We start from the raw sequence: 16,879 nt of genomic DNA, 5'->3' as shown, positions 1-16,879 counted from the left end.
TTAGTCCATAATCGCTTGCCCTGAATGGACGGGATGCGTACCTTTGCCCGCTTTTCTTAAACTGCCCATCTGGAGAGCTTCATGTCCGCTGATCTCGAGCATATCCGTCAAATCATGCGCGAGGCCGATTGCCTCTACACCGAGGCTGAAGTCGATGCTGCCATCGCTCGCGTCGGAGCGCAGATCAACGCTGAACTGGCCGACCGCAACCCTGTTGTATTCTGTGTGATGAATGGCGGCCTGATCTTCTCGGGCAAACTGCTGACGCATCTGAACTTCCCGCTGGAAGCCTCTTACCTGCACGCGACCCGCTATCGCAACGAAACCACTGGCGGCGACCTGTTCTGGAAAGCCAAGCCGGAAGTCTCGTTCATTGACCGTGACGTGCTGATCATCGACGACATCCTCGACGAAGGTCATACCCTGGGTGCGATCATCGACTTCTGCAAACACGCAGGCGCTCGTGCCGTACATACGGCGGTTTTGATCGACAAGGATCACGACCGCAAGGCTCGCCCTGACCTGAAGGCCGATTTCGTTGGCCTGCCATGCGTGGACCGTTATATCTTCGGCTACGGTATGGACTACAAAGGTTACTGGCGCAATGCCGCCGGGATCTATGCTGTCAAAGGGATGTAATTGTCGTTGCGGCAGGAATGCCTTCATATAGAGGTATTCCTGCGCTGTGACGCAGGAATGATCGTTGGTTTTTCAGGGAAGTTCTGAATGAAGTTATCGATTTCTGGCGCCATGGCGCTGGTGATGGTCTGCGGCCTGACACCGGTTCACGCTGAACCCATGCATGGCCAGTACCTGCCTCCCGATGATCTGAGCCTGCGCGCCGGTGCGCCGGAGCAGCAACAGTTATTGCAGATAACCGAATATTCGGTAGTCCTCGGCAATCAGCGCCAGTCCAGTCAGCAGCCGATTCCCATTACGTCGCCGATGTTGCTGCGTCTCAAGGGCAAGCCGCTGAACAAGGGGGCGACCATTTCCGAAGTGTTCATTCACTTCGATGCCGAAAGCAAGAGCCTGAAAAAACCGACCTACGATGAGCCATCACGCACCTTGACGCTCTATTACCCGGTCAACCAGTACCGTGCCGTGGTGGACTTGCTACGCAGTGAAAAGGTTTATTGCCAGTTCCTGGTTTATGCCAACGGCCATGTATGGGCCGATCTGCATACTGCGGTGCTACGTGCGCGTTGAGCCTCGCACACGCCAAGGGTAAACTGCCCGCCCGTGAAAGTGTCTGCGACCAGTTGGAGCCCGCAATGCGTAAAGATAAGAAGCAGTTGATTGGGGACGAGATCGGCGACGAGCAGATCAAACTGTTCCTGAACTTCGAGCCGTACGATGCCACCTCGCCGTCGCTGCACAAATTGATCAAGGCCTACCGTGGCCTGCGGATCGATGACTTCGAGCGTTTTCTGGTGTTCTTCAAGGAAGCCGGTCACGACCTGGATGGCAAGGACGAGCACGGTAATGATTTCGTTGCCTTGATCAAGGATCAGCGCAACGCTGAAGACTATATCGAGCTGATCGCCCAGGCTCGCGTCTGATAATCCCTGTTCGCGAATGAATTCGCTCCCACACAAATTATGGTGGGAGCGAATTCATTCGCGAAAGAGCATCTACTTTCTGGCCTGGTAAGCCTTGCCATAGTGGCGTTCCAGCCGCGCCTGCAACAGCTCCAGCCCGATGGACATGATCCAGTAAAGCACCGCCGCCGTGGTCAGCATCTCGATATAGCGATAGCTGGAGCGACCATAGGACTGTGCCAGGAACATCACTTCCCAGACACCCATCACCGAAATCAGGGACGAATCCTTGAGCATCGAGATGAACTGGTTGGTGGTGGGCGGGATGATGGTGCGCATGGCCTGGGGCAGGGTGACGCGCCAGAAGATTTGTGCGGGCCGCAAGGCCAGTGCCAGTGCCGCTTCACGCTGACCGGCCGCTACGCCGATGATGCCCGCCCGGAATATCTCGCTCAGATAAGCGCCATAGTTCAGGGACAGCGCGATGATGCCGGCCAGGATTGCACCGGGTACGATCCCCACCTGAGGCAGGCCCAGGTAAATCAGCATGATCTGGATAAGCAGCGGTGTGCCGCGGAAGAACGAGGCATAGAAGCTCGCAATACCGAAGGCCACCGCGCTGCTGGACAGGCGCGCCAGAGCCACGACAAAACCCAGCAGCACCGAGACGAAAATCGAGCACAGGCATACGAACAAGGTCAGCGCTGCGCCCTGCAGAAAACCGTTGGGCGACAGACTCAGGCCCACCAGATTCGGCAGCTTGTCCAGAATGATCGAGAACTTCAGGTCGAAGCTCAGGAAGAACCCGGCAAACAGGGCGAACATCGCCGCCCAGGTCAGATAGAGCCTTGTACGGAAACCGAGGACACGCTTGAGCAGGCTCTGGGCCTGCTCGGGTGGGCGTTGAGGCTGGAAGGAAGTCATTTGCTGATGTCAGCGCCGATCCACTTCTGCGACAACTTGCTCAGAGTGCCGTCCTGCTTGAGTTCGGCAAAGATCTGACGAACCTTGGCGTCCCATTCGGCATCGCCTTTTTCGATGGCGACAAAGTTGGGTTCTTCATACAGCGAGGCGCCAGCGAGTTTGAAGCGTTTGTCCTGATCCAGGCGTGGCTGGGCCGTGACCAGATTGGTGAGGATGGCATCCAGACGCACACCGGCGCCCAGGCCCAGATCCTGGAAGGCAACGTTATCGTTGTCGTACGGGGCGATTTGCACGTTCTCGAACGGGTATTCCAGAGGCTTGTCTTCAGCGCCTTCGATCACCAGGTTCTTGTTCAGGTAGCTTTCGTAGCTGGAAGCACTGGTGAGGCCGACTTTCTTGTTGCTCAGGTCCTTGGCCGAATGGATGCGATCATCCTTGGCATTGACCACAATCACCGCAGGCGAGGCGTAGTACTCGATGGGGAAATCGAAGACTTCCGCGCGGGATTTGCTTGGGGTCATCGAGCAGACGCAGATGTCGTAGCGGCCACTCCAGCGGCCAGCGGCAATCACGTCCCAGGATGGCGTTTCAAGACGCAGCTTGACGCCCAGCTTTTCTGCGACAGCCTTGGCGACGTCAACGTCGAAGCCGTCCAGCTGGTTTTTATCGTTCAGGAAAGAGAAGGGCGGGTAACTTTCCATCAGGACGTTTACCAGTTCCTTGTTCTTCTGAATGCGGTCCAGTGTGGCACCGGCGAAGGTCTGAGTCGATGCTGCCAGAGTGACCAGGCCAATGCCCAGCAGAGCGCTAAGTTTCAAAGCTATCCCCTGAAAAAATGATTGTAGTTTGTATAAAGCGCCGTATTAAATACGTTATACCGAGCTCATTCCTAATGAGTTTTTTTCATAAAGATATAAGTAGATGGCATATGACTCAGCGCTCGACAGTAATTCTTGACGGCGGCATGGGCCGCGAACTTCAGCGCCGCGGTGCTCCCTTCCGTCAACCCGAGTGGTCGGCCCTTGCCCTGAGCGAGGCGCCGGAAGCGGTGCGTGCCGTACACACCGCCTATATCGACAGTGGCGCGCAGGTTATCACCAGTAATAGCTATGCAGTGGTGCCTTTTCATATTGGTGAAGAGCGCTTTGCTCGCGAAGGCCAGGCCCTGGCTGATCTTGCCGGGCAACTGGCCCGCGAGTCGGCGGATGCTTCAGGTGGACGAGCGAAGGTCGCCGGCTCCCTGCCGCCATTGTTCGGTTCCTATCGCCCGGACCTCTACAAACCTGAACTGGCTGCTGAAGTCCTGAAGCCGCTGGTTGCCGGTCTGGCTCCTCATGTGGACCTGTGGCTGGCCGAGACTCAAAGCTGCATCATCGAAGCACAGACGATCCGTGCCGGATTGCCTGCTGATGGCAAGCCGTTCTGGCTGTCATTCACACTTCAGGACGAAGACACGGACGAAGTTGCGCGCTTGCGCTCTGGCGAGCCTGTCGCCGATGCGGCCCGTGCTGCTGCCGAAATGGGTGTCGCCACGCTGCTGTTCAATTGCAGCCAGCCTGAAGTGATAGGTGCAGCCATCGATGCGGCTCGTGAGGTGTTCAAGTCATTGAATGTCGAGATCGCTATCGGTGCCTACGCCAATGCCTTCCCGCCGCAACCCAAGGATGCCAAGGCCAACGATGGTCTGGATGAACTGCGCTCGGATCTGGACCCCGAAGGCTACCAGCAGTGGGCGGCGGACTGGGTAAAGCGTGGTGCCACGCATATCGGTGGTTGCTGTGGCATTGGCCCGGAGCACATTGCCGTTCTGGCCAGGAGCCTTTAAAGGCCCGACGATTCTGAAAAACGAAAAAACCCGTGGCTGAAAGGCTCACGGGTTTTTTTGTGACTCAGGCAATCAGGCGATGCTGCTTTGTTCCTGGCTTGCCTTTTCAACCAGCTCCAGGCTCTCGTCGCTCTGGCTACTGACGCGCTGATACAACTGCGCATCGCTTTCCAGCGCCTTTTCCCGAGCCGGGAATATTTCGTTGAGCTTGGCTGCCCACTCGTTACGAGCCTTGTCCGGGAAGCAGCGCTCGATCAGTTCCAGCATGATCGATACCGTAACCGATGCTCCCGGCGATGCGCCGAGCAAGGCGGCGAGGGAACCGTCCTGTGCCGCCACCAGTTCGGTACCGAATTGCAGAATGCCGCCTTTCTTGGCGTCTTTCTTGATGATCTGCACGCGCTGGCCGGCGATTTCCAGACGCCAGTCTTCTGCCTTGGCCTCAGGGTAGAAGCGGCGCAGGGACTCCAGACGTTGCTCCATCGATTGCATCACTTCGCTGACCAGATACTTGGTCAGGTCCATGTTGTCGCGGGCAACGGCCAGCATCGGCTTGATGTTGGCAAGGCGTACCGACAGCGGCAGGTCAAGGAACGAGCCGTGCTTGAGGAACTTGGTGGTGAAACCGGCGTATGGCCCGAACAGCAGGGATTTCTTGCCATCGACCACGCGGGTATCCAGGTGCGGAACCGACATGGGTGGTGAACCCACGGCAGCCTGGCTGTAGACCTTGGCCTGATGGTGCTTGACCACTTCCGGGTTGTCACAACGCAGCCACTGGCCGCTGACCGGGAAGCCGCCGAAGCCCTTGCTCTCTTCGATGCCTGACAGTTGCAGCAGCGGCAATGCTGCGCCACCCGCGCCGAGGAATACGAATCTTGCATCGATCTGGCGAGTGCTGCCGCTGTTCACGTCCTTGATGCTGACGGTCCAGCCACTGCCCTTGCGGGTCACGTCGGTCACGCGCTTGCAGTATTTGACCTGGGCATCGGGAGCGCTGCTCAGGTGAGTGAGCAACTGATTGGTCAACGCGCCGAAGTTCACGTCCGTACCGTTCAGCACCCGAGTGGCGGCAATAGGTTCGTCGGCCGGGCGGCCGGGCATCATCAGTGGCATCCACTCGGCCAGCTTTGCCTTGTCCTCGGTGTACTCCATCGAAGAGAAGGCGTGATGCTTGTGCATCGCTTCGAAACGGGTCTTGAGGAAGGCAATACCGCTCTCGCCCTGAACGAAGCTCAGGTGCGGAACCGAATTGATGAAGGATTTCGACGAGCCGAAGGTACCTTTGCGAGCCAGATAGGCCCAGAACTGCTTCGATACTTCAAACTGTGCGTTGATGTGGACCGCTTTCTTGATATCGATGGAGCCATCGGCCGCGGGCGGCGTGTAGTTCAGCTCGCAGAGACCGGCATGACCGGTACCCGCGTTGTTCCATGGGTTGGAACTTTCCGCAGCGCCGGAATCCATGAGCTCAACGACTTCCAGCTTGAGGCCGGGGTCGAGCTCCTTGAGCAGCACGGCCAGGGTGGCACTCATGATGCCCGCTCCGACCAATACTACGTCGACTGCTTCGTTATGCGCCATTAACGCGTCTCCAAAATCTGCAGCACCAAATTGACGGCATACGTTCCTGAGGCTAGATGCCAGGGGGACGGGGCGTGGGTAAAAGTTGTGCCCCATGTGTCCTGGCCAGGATCGCCTGTCCGATTCTTCGCAATTTTTCGCATCTAAAGCGCAGGTCCCGGTCAGGCTGAATAAGAGCTTTCATCAAGGATGCATGAACTCATTTTTCAACCCGTTCGGCCATTCGACCATCGTCAAGGCATCACATGCCTGAACGACAGGCCTCAGGCTCCGGTGATGGAGGCGCAGTCGCGGTCAGTCCTGTTCAAAGGGGCCGATTCAGACGCTGATGGTGCATTTACAAACGCGTACCTATTCATTTTGCTCGCCACACTCTTGTGAAGTAGTGAAACCCGTTTTTTCACGCTCTTTTGGAAACGTGAACCAAACCTCAAAAAGGGCTGCGATGGCAGCTCTGGCAGGCCAGCTGCATACAGAGTGAGGCGCTGTCAGGTGCAAAAGGTTCGATATCAATCGAGCGATTGAGCACCGTTCATCGCGCACGGCTGTGTGCAAATGACCTGTGTGGGCGGCTCTCTGTGGGCATTACGGAGGAGCTAATACAAGGATTAGCGATGCTGCGAGGCCCGATCAGGAGACGTCCTTATAATCGGGGGGAGATTATAGCGATGAAACGACAGAAATTGATCGTGTTTATGTGACTTTTATCAGGTATTCGTCAGGCCGTGATCAACTGGTGTGGCGCCGGACGTACGCCGTGCTGCGCAACCCGTGCGCTGGAGGGCAGTGGCTGGTTCAGCCAGTTGGCACGTTGTTCGTTGACTTCAACCCAGTCACTGCTCAATGGACGCTCGCTGCAATGCTTGAGTGCGCGGCAAATACCGGACTTGTCCACGAGAGCATAGTGGCGCAATTGGTGGCGCAGGTTGAACAAGGATTGGAAAAGGCCCATGACGTATCTCCTGTGGAGTTGATGGCTTTATCCTGACTGCCCGGCGTTACACCCCGATTACACTCTCGTTGCTGAACCATTGCGATTCTCCAGCGGTCCCATTTTTCGCTGGCATCGCTATACTGCGGCACATTTAGTGTCTGGCCCCCTGGAGAGATGAGCATGTTGCGTCGCCTTTTGTTCGGTTTGCTTGCTGTAAGCAGTTTGACTCTGGTCGGGTGTGCCCATAGCCCGCAGCAACTGAGTCCTCAACCCAAGCTCAATGCGCAGTTCGCGCCGGTAGGTCAGGGGCAGCAGGTTGTCGTGCGTGTCGTTGACGGTCGTCCTGGCCCGACACTGGGAACCCGTGGCGGTCTGTATCCCGAGACCAGTGCAATCAGCGTCAGTGGCGCCGACCTGCTGCCAAAGTTGCAGGCTCAGGCTGAAGCCGCTGTTCGCCTGCTGGGCTTTACCCCGATCTCAAGTGGCGGTAATGCTCCGCAGTTGACCCTGACTCTGGCCGAGCTGAAATATCAGTCGCCAAAGGAAGGCCTGTATGTGACTGAAGCAACCATCAGCTCTACCTTCCGTGCGGACATCCGCAACAACGGTCGTAGCTACAGCGGTCGCTATGCAGCATCGCTGGATCAGCGTTTCGGCATGGCGCCGAATCAGGAAACCAACACCAAGCTGGTGAGCGATGTGTTGAGTGATGCGCTGACCCGCGTGTTCCAGGACACCACTATCGGTAGCACCCTGGCGCAATAAGTAGTGCTCCAATGAAAAGCCCGGCCCCTTTTTGCAAGGAGCCGGGCTTTTCTGTATCTGGCGACCGGGTTCAGGCGGCTTGCTGATAGAAGTCCAGAAAGCTCAGGCCTGTTTCCAGATCCATGTCCGGAAGGTCGTGATGTTGATGCCCGCCCAGAGCGCAATAGACCAGCCAGTGGCGGTCCTGGACATTGAAGGCCAGTGCGTCGACCAGTTCTTGTTGTTCATCGCTCTGGGCGATCAGGTAGAGGCGATCCTGGTTGTTTGCGTGCAGCATGAACAGCTCCAAAAAAGGGATGGTCATTCCTTGAGGAGCCATACAGTGCACGAGCTGTATGACGTTCAGGTGACACGATACAAAACGGCACCCTATAGGTGCCGTTGTCGTGAAGCGTCGTATCAGAGCGGCAAACCGGCCTTGACCCGATACTGATTGCGCACTGGCGTTGCATATTGCTGCACCAGATAAGGCCGGTGTTCGGCAGGTGCGTCAGCCAGCCTGCTTTCCCACTCGTCTTTGGCACGAGCCAGTTCTTCGGCCGGGAACACGTCGGCCGCCAGTGGCACATCGAGTGCCGGATCGGCATCGGCCCATTGTGCATAAGCCAGGTAATGCACCGGGAACAGCCGGTAGCCACCGAGAATCTGCCGGTCCATTTCGGCGGCCAGCAGTTTGGTGTCCTCGAACGACTCGGTGATCGGCGGCGCGAAGTTCACATGCACACGGCCTTTATAGCCCGTGATACCCAGCGCGATGCTGACATCGTCCTCGCCCGGCGTCTTGGTGTAGCTGCCGGTGGTGGCGCGAATGTACAACTCGCGTGCCTTGGCGTGGTCACATGGGTCGTATTCGTAGCTGATCGACACCGGGATGAGATTCAGCGAGCGGATCACTTCGCTGAAAGGCTCGTCCTTGCGGCTCATGTGAAACATCTTGAGGATCGCTGACTCGGTACGGTCATCACCGTCCTTGGCGCGACCTTCGGCCTGGGCGATCCAGATCGACTGGCCATCCTGAGTGATCGAATGATTGATATACGCCGACAGCAGTTGATAGGCCGCCATCTTCTCGCGTCGCCCGATAATCGAGCGATGCACGATGAAGCTCTTGTTCAGGCGCATCAGGTCGCTGACAAAAGGCTTCTGCAGCAGGTTGTCGCCAATCGCAATGCGCGGCGTGGGCAGGCCGGCGTGATATACGGCATAGTTGACGAAGGCAGGGTCCATCACGATATCGCGGTGGTTGGCCAGAAACAGGTAAGCCGTGCCGGACTTGAGCAGTTCCACGCCGGTGTAGGTCACACCGTCCGTGGCTCGCTCGATGGTGTGGTCGACGTAGTACTCGACCTTGTCCTGCAATGTGGCGACCGAGTTGATTCCGGCGAACTCACGGCGCAGCTTGCGTGCCAGGGTCGGTTGCAGGAACCAGCCGAATGCACTCGCCAGACGCGGAAAGCGGAATTTGGTCAGGATCGCGAGAAATGCTTTATCGCTCAGCAGACGTGCCAGTACTTCGGGGACTTCTGCATCGTTGTAAGGTCGGATGGCATCGAATTCGCCCATCATGCTCTCTTGTTGGATACGGATAGGGTAAAAAAGAAGGCAGGTTGCTCTGGCAGCCTTCAAAAGAATGGGGCAATTATACGCACAACTGACCCCGGAGGCCGCGATGCAGGAATTACAGAGTTATGACTGTCCGTACTGTGGAGAACCGGTGGAGGCCGTGCTGGACTTGTCCGGCGGCGATCAGCAGTACATCGAGGACTGCCCGGTCTGTTGTCGGCCGATCGTATTCGACCTGAGGACCGATGGCGAGGACTGGAGTCTGGACGTTCGCAGTGAGAACGAATGATGCAGAGAATCTACGAACCTGAAAACCTGATGGAGGGCGAGTTGCTGCAAGGCATGCTTGCCAGTGAAGGGGTCGAAGCGCACCTGGTCGGGCGCGACTTGCTGGGTGGTATGGGCGAGTTGCCGGGACTGGGCTTGCTGGGCATCTCGGTGGATGACGATCAGGTCGAGCGCGCGCGGGCCTTGATCACTGCGTACAATGCTGCCCTGCCGTTGTCCGGTGACGAGCCGGACAGTTTTCCCGATGTACTGGTGTGTTGAACACCTTCGAATAGAGTTGCCTTAGCCTCATGTGTGGACGTTATGCCCTGTTTCGCTGGAACCCTGCCTTTGCGGCCTTGCCCGGTTTTCCGGCCGGTCAGCAGCCGCAATGGAATATCTCTCCGGCCGATACGGTGCTGATCATGCGTGCGGCCGAGGGTGAAGGCGAGCTTGAACTGGCAAGTGCCCGCTGGGGGCTGACGCCGGCGTGGCTCACCGACCTTTCCCGCACGCCCGCCCATGCGCGTGCTGAAACCCTGGCCGAGCAGCCGATGTTTCGCGAAGCCTTTCGTCAGCGTCGCTGCCTGGTGCCGGCCAACGGTTTCTACGAATGGCGCGGCACCGCCCGTAAACGCCCGTTCTGGCTGACGCCGGGTGAGGGCTCGGCCCTGTTCTTTGCGGCGGTCTGGGAGGCCTATCCGGTGCAGGGGCATACCTATCTGAGTGTGGCGGTGGTTACCCAGGCTGCGGCCAGCCAACGCCGTCCGCTGATTCTCGATGCTCAGGGCCAGAAAGACTGGCTGGCTGCCGACACGCCACTGCACACCTTGCAGACGCTGCTTGCCTCTGTGCAGATGCCCCTGCGTGAGAGGCCGCTGGCCAATCTGGTGAACGATCCCAAGCTCAATGCCCCGGAGTGCCTGACGCCGTTGTGACGGCGGCTCACCGGGCAGGCGTCATGCTGATCAGTTGAGGCACACACAAACTTGTAGGAGGCCGCTTGCTGGCGAAAAAGGCCTGAAAGCCGGCAGATACTCTGCGTTTATACGCTGAAGTCGCCAGCAAGCTGCCTCCCATAAGGTGATTTATGATCTTTATGTCCTTGCAGGAACCAACCTGTTACAACGCTGACAAACATGGCTGTTTGCTGCTATCTGGTGCAGAGCCTCTTGTCCGCCTAGGATGACCGCCTCGCTTATAAGGAGAAACACCATGCGTCAGTCATTAGCCCTGTGTGTTCTGGGGGGCGGTTTATTGCTTGGCGGCTGTCAGGCTGTAAACACGACCACCGGTGATTCGGTGGGTGTCGAGCGTAAGCAGTACATGTTCAGCATGCTCTCGACAGATGAAGTCAATAAAATGTACGCCCAGTCCTACAAGGAAACCGTAGGCGAGGCGAGCAGTAAAGGCGTGCTCGATACCACCAGCGCCAATGCCAGGCGGGTGCATGCGATTGCCGACCGCCTGATTGCCCAGGCTCCAAAGCTGCGTCCGGATGCAGCCCAGTGGCAATGGGAAGTGAACCTGATCAAGAGCGATGAACTCAATGCCAATTGCGGACCTGGCGGCAAGATCATTTTCTATACCGGCCTGATCGAAAAGTTGAAGCTGACCGACGATGAAATCGCGGCGGTCATGGGCCATGAAATCGCTCATGCCCTGCGTGAGCACGGGCGTGAAGCGATGTCGAAGGCCTACGGCGTGGCCATTGCCAAACAAGGTGCGGGAGCCTTGTTGGGGCTTGGGGAAACCGGCATGGCGCTGACCGATACGGTTGTGAACTACAGCCTCACGCTGCCCAATAGCCGCAGCAACGAAAACGAGGCCGACCTGCTGGGCCTGGAGCTGTCGGCGCGAGCGGGGTACAACCCGAACGCTGCGGTGACCCTGTGGCAGAAAATGACCCAGAACGCTGGTGGTTCCCAGCCGGAGTTCATGAGTACTCACCCGGCCTCGGAAAATCGTATTGCCTCCTTGCAGGCTGCGATTCCCAAGGTGATGCCGCTGTACCAGCAAGCCAGCAAATCCTGAGCGGCTGATGGCACAAGAGCGCTGTGGCTTTCGTTGCAGCGCTCTTTTCATCACGATCAGACCCAGCCGCTGACTTGCATGGCCTTGTAGACCGCGACCAGTGCCAGTACGAAGAAGGCGCTGGCGGCCAGACGGCGGATCAGGGTCAGCGGCAGTTTTTCGGCAGCGAAGTTACCGGCCAGTACCACCGGGACGTTAGCGATCAGCATGCCCACGGTGGTGCCGATGATGACCAGCCACAGGTAGGAATACTGCGCGGCAAGCATCACGGTCGCAATTTGCGTCTTGTCACCGATTTCCGCGATGAAGAACGTGATCAGGGTCGTCATGAACGGGCCGAACTTGCGTGCCGTGCTCGCTTCGTCGTCGTCCATCTTGTCGGGAACCAGTGTCCACAGGGCCGTGGCCGTGAAGCTGGCGGCAAGAATCCAGTGCAATACCGCGTCGGAGAAGAAGCTGCTGAACCATGCGCCGACTGCGCCCGCCGCTGCGTGGTTGGCCAGGGTCGCGGCAACAATGCCGGCGATGATTGGCCAGGGCTTGCGAAAGCGGGCGGCGAGAATGAGTGCGAGCAATTGCGTTTTATCGCCAATCTCGGCAAGCGCAACGATTGCAGTGGGGATTAACAGGGATTCCAGCATCAGGGTTCCTAAGGGGCGGGTCGACACGGCTATGACACGTACAACCTCCCCGCCCCGGGTAAGGTGTTCGTGTCATAGGTCTTGTCAAACCACCGATCCGTCTGAGCGGATTCTGGGTCGCACGCACCATGGTCTGAGGACCAAGTATGTTGATGCGTGCCGGACGAGCATGTTGCTCGTGGGAGACTACTCCCCTAGGACGGAGCGGATTCTGCCTTCGCAAAATCCATTCGGCAAGCTCTTATTTTCAAGAACGTTTGGCGCTGTAGATCCGGAAGCCATTTCCCTGAGCCCGGATTTCGCACGCGCCGACATGCTCTTCGATCAAGGGCTGATAGCGCAGGAAGCTGTTGGCAACCAGGCGCAGTTCGCCACCTGATTTCAGATGTTGGCGTGCTTTTCTCAGCAAGGTTTCCGTTGCCAGATAATCGGTATGAACCCCGACATGGAAGGGTGGATTGCTCAGAATCGTGTTCAGACCCATGGGTGCGGCATCGATCCCGTCGCCGGTCAGAATCTGCGCTTCAAGACCGTTGGCAGCCAGTGTCAGAGCTGCGCTGGCCGTGGCGAAGGCATCCACATCGAGCATCACGACTTCGTTGTGCGGATAGCGACGTTTTACCGCAGCTCCCAACACGCCCGCACCGCATCCGAAATCCAGCAAGTGGCCGCTGGGGAGCTTGTCGAGGTTTTCCAGCAGCAGGGCCGAGCCGCGATCCAGGCGGCCATGGCTGAATACGCCCGGCAGGCTGATGACTGTGAGCGGGCCGTCTTCGAGTTCTATCTGGTAAGGCTTGGCCAGACTTTGCAGTTCAACCGCCTGCGGCGCATTCTCCACGGTGACTTGCCAGAGCTGGCAATGGCGGGCGCTGTCGAGTTTGCGGGCCCTGCCCAGCGGGCTCAACTGCTTGGCGGCAGCTTCGATACCGCCGCGTTTTTCACCCACCAGAAACAGCTCGCGCCCAGCCAGTCGCGAGGAGAGGGCGTTGAGCAGGTATTCCGTCAGGTCGCGTGCCTTGGGCAGAAACAACACGGCTGCGTCGAAGGCTTCCTGTGGCGCATCTACGCCGAAATGCGTGCGCCCGGCGAAGCGTGCATCCAGTGCTGCCTGATCGCCTGCATGCCAGCACCATCCGCGAGCGTTCGGCAGCTTCCCCAGCAAGTCGTCGGCTGGCAAACCGGCCAGCAGCAACGAGCCTTGAAAGAGTTCAGCCTGTCGAAGTAACACTTCACTGCGCGGGTCCATGTTTTCGCTCCTGAAAAAAGGGGCGAATTCTAGCTGACTACCCGCTTCGGCGCCCCTGCAAAAAATGCCTGGGCGTTCTCGATGACCTGGCTGACGATGCGTTGACGAGCCTCCCGCGCGCCCCAGGCGCTGTGCGGGGTAATGATCAGGCGTGGAATGTCATCCGCCAACAGCGGATTGCCCGCGACGGGCGGCTCCACACTCAGCACGTCTGACGCGGCACCGCCCAGATGACCATTGCGCAAGGCATCGGCCAAGGCCTGCTCGTCGATCAAGCCGCCGCGAGCGGTGTTGACCACCAGTGCCTGAGGTTTGAGCAGCTGTAATTCCCGGGCGCCGATCATGTTGCGGGTGTGTTCATTGAGCGGGCAATGCAGCGTCAGGGCGTCGATTTGCGGCAGCAATTCTTCAAGCGGCAGACGATTCGGGCGAGCAGGGCGGCCGGGAATCTGCCCCAGCAAGACGCGCATGCCGAAAGCTTCTGCCAGCCTGGCCACCGCGCCACCCAGTTCGCCATGGCCCAGCAGGCCGAGGGTCTTGCCTTCAAGCTCGACAATGGGGAAATCCAGCAGGCAGAACTGGGAGGATTTTTGCCAGAGACCCTGTTGCACGGCCTTCTGGTAATCGGGCAGGCGAGTGGCCAGAGCCAGCAGCAACAGCAAGGTGTGTTGTGCCACTGACGGGGTGCCATAGCCTTGGCAGTTGCAGACCGTGACACCGTGTTCGCGGGCAGAAACCAGGTCCACGTTGTTGGTGCCGGTCGCGGTAACCAGCACCAGTTTCAAGTCGGGGCATGCTGCGAACGTGTCGGCATCGAGCACGATCTTGTTGCTGATTGCCACTTGTGCGCCCTTGAGTCGATCGATCACCTGATCCGGCGCGGTGCTGTCATGCAACACAAGTTCACCGAAGCTTTCACGCAATGCGCCGAGGTCCAGATCCCCAAGGTCCAGGGACGTGTGATCGAGGAAAACTGCTTTGCCCGGATTGCTCATCAGCTGTACCTTTTTTGTAATAAGTTGAAAGAGTAATGTTGCGAGCCTATCAGCAAATGCTCGCCAATATTTCTGGAGGCCCCATGTACTGGGCAGAATTTCTTACCGTTGCCTTGATCCACTTGCTTGCCGTCGCCAGCCCCGGGCCAGACTTTGCGGTGGTGGTGCGTGAAAGCGTCACTCATGGTCGCAAGGCCGGTATCTGGTCTGCATTGGGCGTGGGGTCGGCGATTTTCGTGCATGTCGGGTATTCGCTGCTGGGGATCGGCATCATCGTTTCTCAATCCATCGTGCTGTTCAATGCGCTCAAATGGGCCGCAGCCGCTTATCTCTTGTACATCGGTATCAAGGCCCTTCGCGCCAAGCCAGCCGTTGTGGGAGATGACCCGGTCAAATCGGTTGCGCAGCAAAGAACCGCGCGTGGCGCCTATGCCAGCGGCTTCGTGACCAATGGCCTGAATCCCAAGGCAACGCTGTTTTTCCTGTCGCTGTTCACCGTGGTCATCAACCCTCATACGCCCTTGCTGGTTCAGGGTGGTTATGGCGTTTACCTGGCGGTTGCGACAGCGATCTGGTTCTGCCTTGTGGCCTGTCTGTTCAGCCAGGCTCGGGTGCGCGCCGGCTTTGCCCGTATGGGGCACTGGTTTGACCGGGTCATGGGCGGCGTGCTGGTGGCGCTGGGCATGAAGCTGGCGTTGACCGAGGTTCGTTGAGTTTCGTGACACGTTACCTTGTCGGCAAATCGTCCCTTTGGCTGATTTGGCTGGCGGACTAGAGCACTAGAGTCCATATTTCAAGCTTCGCCTGTGAACTTTGAAAAGGGACTCATATGTTACAGACTCGCGTTCTTCCGCCAGCCGATGGCGCCTATCAGTACCCTCTGTTGATAAAGGGGCTGCTGTTGTCCGGCAGCCGCTACGAAAAAACGCGCGAAATCGTTTACCGCGATACTGTCCGCTACACCTACCCGACCCTCAACGAGCGTATCCGCCGACTGGCCAATGTACTGACGGCAGCTGGCGTGAAGGCGGGCGATACGGTGGCTGTCATGGATTGGGACAGCCACCGTTATCTGGAATGCATGTTTGCGATCCCCATGATCGGTGCGGTGGTACACACCATCAACATACGGCTTTCGCCCGAGCAGATCGTTTACACCATGAATCATGCCGAAGACCGGTTCGTGCTGGTCAACAGTGAGTTCGTCGGTCTTTATCAGGCCATTGCCGGGCACTTGACCACTGTGGACAAGACGCTGCTGCTCACGGACCTGCCGGAGAAGACCGCCGAGTTGCCGAATCTGGTCGGGGAATACGAAGAGCTGCTGGCTGCGGCGAGCCCCCACTACGATTTCGAGGATTTCGACGAAAACTCGGTCGCCACAACCTTCTACACCACCGGCACTACGGGCAACCCCAAAGGCGTGTATTTCACTCATCGCCAACTGGTTCTGCACACCCTGGGCGTCGCGACGATCATGGGCAGTGTCGAAAACGAACGCTTGCTGGGTTCCAGCGATGTGTACATGCCGATTACCCCGATGTTTCACGTGCATGCCTGGGGCATGCCGTATGCAGCAACCATGCTCGGCTTGAAGCAGGTGTATCCGGGGCGCTACGACCCCGAGTTGCTGGTGGAGCTGTGGCGCAAGGAGAAGGTGACGTTCTCCCATTGCGTACCGACCATCATGCAGATGTTGCTGCACTCCAAGTCAGCCAAGGATACGGATTTCGGCGGCTGGAAAATCATCATTGGTGGCAGCTCTCTGACTCGCAGCCTGTATCTGGCCGCCAAGGCCAAGGGCATTCAGCTCACCGCTGCCTATGGCATGTCCGAGACCGGGCCGCTGATTTCCGTTGCGCACATGAACGAAGAACTGAGCGCAGGTTCCGAAGACGATCGCATCACCTACCGCATCAAGGCCGGTGTGCCGGGCATGCTGGTGGAAGCTGCCATTGTCGATGAAGACGGAAACTTCCTGCCTGCCGATGGTGAAACCCAGGGCGAACTGGTGCTGCGCGCACCCTGGCTGACCGAGAGTTATTTCCGCGAGCCGCAAAAAGGCGCCGAGCTATGGGCGGGAGGCTGGCTGCACACTGGCGACGTGGCGACCCTGGACGACATGGGTTTCATCGATATCCGCGACCGCATCAAGGACGTGATCAAGACGGGCGGCGAGTGGGTATCGTCGCTGGAGCTCGAAGACCTGTGCAGTCGACATGCTGCCGTGCGTGAAGTCGCAGTGGTGGGGATTGCCGATCCGCAGTGGGGCGAACGGCCTTTTGCATTGCTGGTGGTTCACGAAGGGCAGAGCATTGATGCCCGGATACTGAAGGAACATCTCAGCCCATTTGTCGAGCAGGGCCATATCAACAAGTGGGCAATACCAAGCCAGATTGCGATTGTTACTGAAATTCCCAAGACCAGTGTCGGCAAGCTCGACAAAAAGCGCATGCGTCTGGATATCGTTGAATGGCAGAGCAGTAACAGTGCTCTTCTGTCGACGCTTTAAGCACGTCGGATAAATCCCTTACCGCCTGACCGCATGCTGTGCTCATCG

20 protein-coding genes and 1 riboswitch are annotated in these 16,879 nt (G+C 58.1%); of the genes, 11 read left to right on the top strand and 9 right to left on the bottom strand.

The annotated features are described in order from the left end of the window. Positions 1 to 81: 81 nt before the first annotated feature. The 3 genes from JL015_RS22855 (at position 82) to JL015_RS22845 (ending at position 1,562) form a co-directional block, all read left to right on the top strand. On the top strand, positions 82 to 639 hold the full coding sequence (locus JL015_RS22855; RefSeq protein ID WP_200986450.1) for a hypoxanthine-guanine phosphoribosyltransferase: 558 nt from the start codon (positions 82 to 84) through the stop codon (positions 637 to 639). Between the two features lie 87 nt (positions 640 to 726). After that, complete coding sequence (locus tag JL015_RS22850; RefSeq protein WP_201020044.1) at positions 727 to 1,209, top strand: hypothetical protein; 483 nt, start codon at positions 727 to 729, stop codon at positions 1,207 to 1,209. Positions 1,210 to 1,274: 65 nt separating this feature from the next. Then, a complete protein-coding gene (locus JL015_RS22845; protein WP_201020043.1) occupies positions 1,275 to 1,562 on the top strand; it encodes a PA4642 family protein in 288 nt (95 codons plus the stop codon). 72 nt (positions 1,563 to 1,634) lie between these two features. Here JL015_RS22845 and JL015_RS22840 read toward each other — a convergent pair whose 3' ends face one another. Both JL015_RS22840 and JL015_RS22835 read right to left on the bottom strand, forming a co-directional pair. Beyond that, complete coding sequence (locus tag JL015_RS22840; protein ID WP_095067181.1) at positions 1,635 to 2,465, bottom strand: amino acid ABC transporter permease; 831 nt, start codon at positions 2,463 to 2,465, stop codon at positions 1,635 to 1,637. Then, positions 2,462 to 3,283 carry an ABC transporter substrate-binding protein gene (locus JL015_RS22835; RefSeq protein ID WP_201006536.1) on the bottom strand — a complete coding sequence of 274 codons (822 nt, stop codon included), beginning with the start codon at positions 3,281 to 3,283 and terminating at the stop codon, positions 2,462 to 2,464. The genes JL015_RS22840 and JL015_RS22835 overlap by 4 nt, the downstream gene beginning before the upstream one ends. A 110-nt stretch (positions 3,284 to 3,393) precedes the next feature. Here JL015_RS22835 and JL015_RS22830 point away from each other — a divergent pair, with 110 nt between their 5' ends. Beyond that, complete coding sequence (locus JL015_RS22830) at positions 3,394 to 4,290, top strand: homocysteine S-methyltransferase family protein (protein ID WP_201006538.1); 897 nt, start codon at positions 3,394 to 3,396, stop codon at positions 4,288 to 4,290. A gap of 72 nt (positions 4,291 to 4,362) precedes the next feature. Here JL015_RS22830 and mqo read toward each other — a convergent pair whose 3' ends face one another. Continuing rightward, positions 4,363 to 5,874, bottom strand: a complete 1,512-nt coding sequence (gene mqo / locus JL015_RS22825; protein ID WP_201020042.1) for a malate dehydrogenase (quinone) — start codon at positions 5,872 to 5,874, stop codon at positions 4,363 to 4,365. Between the two features lie 718 nt (positions 5,875 to 6,592). Further along, positions 6,593 to 6,826 carry a hypothetical protein gene (locus JL015_RS22820; protein WP_201020041.1) on the bottom strand — a complete coding sequence of 78 codons (234 nt, stop codon included), beginning with the start codon at positions 6,824 to 6,826 and terminating at the stop codon, positions 6,593 to 6,595. Positions 6,827 to 6,988: 162 nt separating this feature from the next. Here JL015_RS22820 and JL015_RS22815 point away from each other — a divergent pair, with 162 nt between their 5' ends. Next, positions 6,989 to 7,573 (top strand): YajG family lipoprotein, encoded by a 585-nt coding sequence (locus JL015_RS22815; RefSeq protein WP_201006544.1) that lies wholly within the window; start codon positions 6,989 to 6,991, stop codon positions 7,571 to 7,573. A gap of 70 nt (positions 7,574 to 7,643) precedes the next feature. On the opposite strand, the gene JL015_RS22810 is transcribed toward JL015_RS22815, so the two are convergent. Together JL015_RS22810 and JL015_RS22805 are read right to left on the bottom strand one after the other, a co-directional pair. Further along, on the bottom strand, positions 7,644 to 7,850 hold the full coding sequence (locus JL015_RS22810) for a hypothetical protein (RefSeq protein WP_201006546.1): 207 nt from the start codon (positions 7,848 to 7,850) through the stop codon (positions 7,644 to 7,646). A gap of 122 nt (positions 7,851 to 7,972) precedes the next feature. Further along, complete coding sequence (locus JL015_RS22805) at positions 7,973 to 9,139, bottom strand: 1-acyl-sn-glycerol-3-phosphate acyltransferase (RefSeq protein WP_201020040.1); 1,167 nt, start codon at positions 9,137 to 9,139, stop codon at positions 7,973 to 7,975. Between the two features lie 103 nt (positions 9,140 to 9,242). Between JL015_RS22805 and JL015_RS22800 the strand changes: the two genes are divergently transcribed. The 4 genes from JL015_RS22800 to JL015_RS22785 all read left to right on the top strand — a co-directional run bounded on the left by JL015_RS22800 (position 9,243) and on the right by JL015_RS22785 (position 11,437). Further along, positions 9,243 to 9,425 carry a CPXCG motif-containing cysteine-rich protein gene (locus JL015_RS22800; RefSeq protein WP_122316370.1) on the top strand — a complete coding sequence of 61 codons (183 nt, stop codon included), beginning with the start codon at positions 9,243 to 9,245 and terminating at the stop codon, positions 9,423 to 9,425. Then, positions 9,425 to 9,685 (top strand): putative signal transducing protein, encoded by a 261-nt coding sequence (locus JL015_RS22795; RefSeq protein WP_025258636.1) that lies wholly within the window; start codon positions 9,425 to 9,427, stop codon positions 9,683 to 9,685. Before JL015_RS22800 ends, JL015_RS22795 begins: the two co-directional genes overlap by 1 nt. 29 nt (positions 9,686 to 9,714) lie before the next feature. Next, positions 9,715 to 10,341 carry an SOS response-associated peptidase gene (locus JL015_RS22790; protein WP_201020039.1) on the top strand — a complete coding sequence of 209 codons (627 nt, stop codon included), beginning with the start codon at positions 9,715 to 9,717 and terminating at the stop codon, positions 10,339 to 10,341. Positions 10,342 to 10,618: 277 nt separating this feature from the next. Beyond that, entirely contained in the window at positions 10,619 to 11,437 is an 819-nt protein-coding gene (locus JL015_RS22785) for a M48 family metallopeptidase (protein ID WP_201020038.1), read from the top strand. A 56-nt stretch (positions 11,438 to 11,493) separates the two neighbouring features. Here JL015_RS22785 and JL015_RS22780 read toward each other — a convergent pair whose 3' ends face one another. The 3 genes from JL015_RS22780 to JL015_RS22770 all read right to left on the bottom strand — a co-directional run bounded on the left by JL015_RS22780 (position 11,494) and on the right by JL015_RS22770 (position 14,319). Beyond that, positions 11,494 to 12,078: a TMEM165/GDT1 family protein gene (locus JL015_RS22780; RefSeq protein WP_201006554.1), complete on the bottom strand. Its 585-nt coding sequence runs from the start codon at positions 12,076 to 12,078 to the stop codon at positions 11,494 to 11,496. Between the two features lie 18 nt (positions 12,079 to 12,096). Then, positions 12,097 to 12,286, bottom strand: a riboswitch (yybP-ykoY riboswitch). Positions 12,287 to 12,325: 39 nt separating this feature from the next. Next, a complete protein-coding gene (locus JL015_RS22775) occupies positions 12,326 to 13,324 on the bottom strand; it encodes a class I SAM-dependent methyltransferase (protein ID WP_201020037.1) in 999 nt (332 codons plus the stop codon). Positions 13,325 to 13,353: 29 nt separating this feature from the next. Further along, positions 13,354 to 14,319, bottom strand: a complete 966-nt coding sequence (locus JL015_RS22770; protein WP_201020036.1) for a 2-hydroxyacid dehydrogenase — start codon at positions 14,317 to 14,319, stop codon at positions 13,354 to 13,356. An 83-nt stretch (positions 14,320 to 14,402) separates the two neighbouring features. Between JL015_RS22770 and JL015_RS22765 the strand changes: the two genes are divergently transcribed. Both JL015_RS22765 and JL015_RS22760 read left to right on the top strand, forming a co-directional pair. Then, positions 14,403 to 15,032 (top strand): LysE family translocator, encoded by a 630-nt coding sequence (locus JL015_RS22765; RefSeq protein ID WP_201006560.1) that lies wholly within the window; start codon positions 14,403 to 14,405, stop codon positions 15,030 to 15,032. 116 nt (positions 15,033 to 15,148) lie between these two features. Further along, positions 15,149 to 16,831, top strand: coding sequence for a fatty acid--CoA ligase (locus JL015_RS22760; protein WP_201020035.1), 1,683 nt, complete (start codon positions 15,149 to 15,151; stop codon positions 16,829 to 16,831). The last annotated feature ends 48 nt before the right edge of the window (positions 16,832 to 16,879 follow it).

Source organism: Pseudomonas cichorii (genome assembly GCF_015471405.1).
Classification (GTDB): domain Bacteria; phylum Pseudomonadota; class Gammaproteobacteria; order Pseudomonadales; family Pseudomonadaceae; genus Aquipseudomonas; species Aquipseudomonas serbiensis.
Note: the sequence above shows the minus strand (reverse complement) of the source record. Positions and strands in the feature narration are given on the sequence as shown.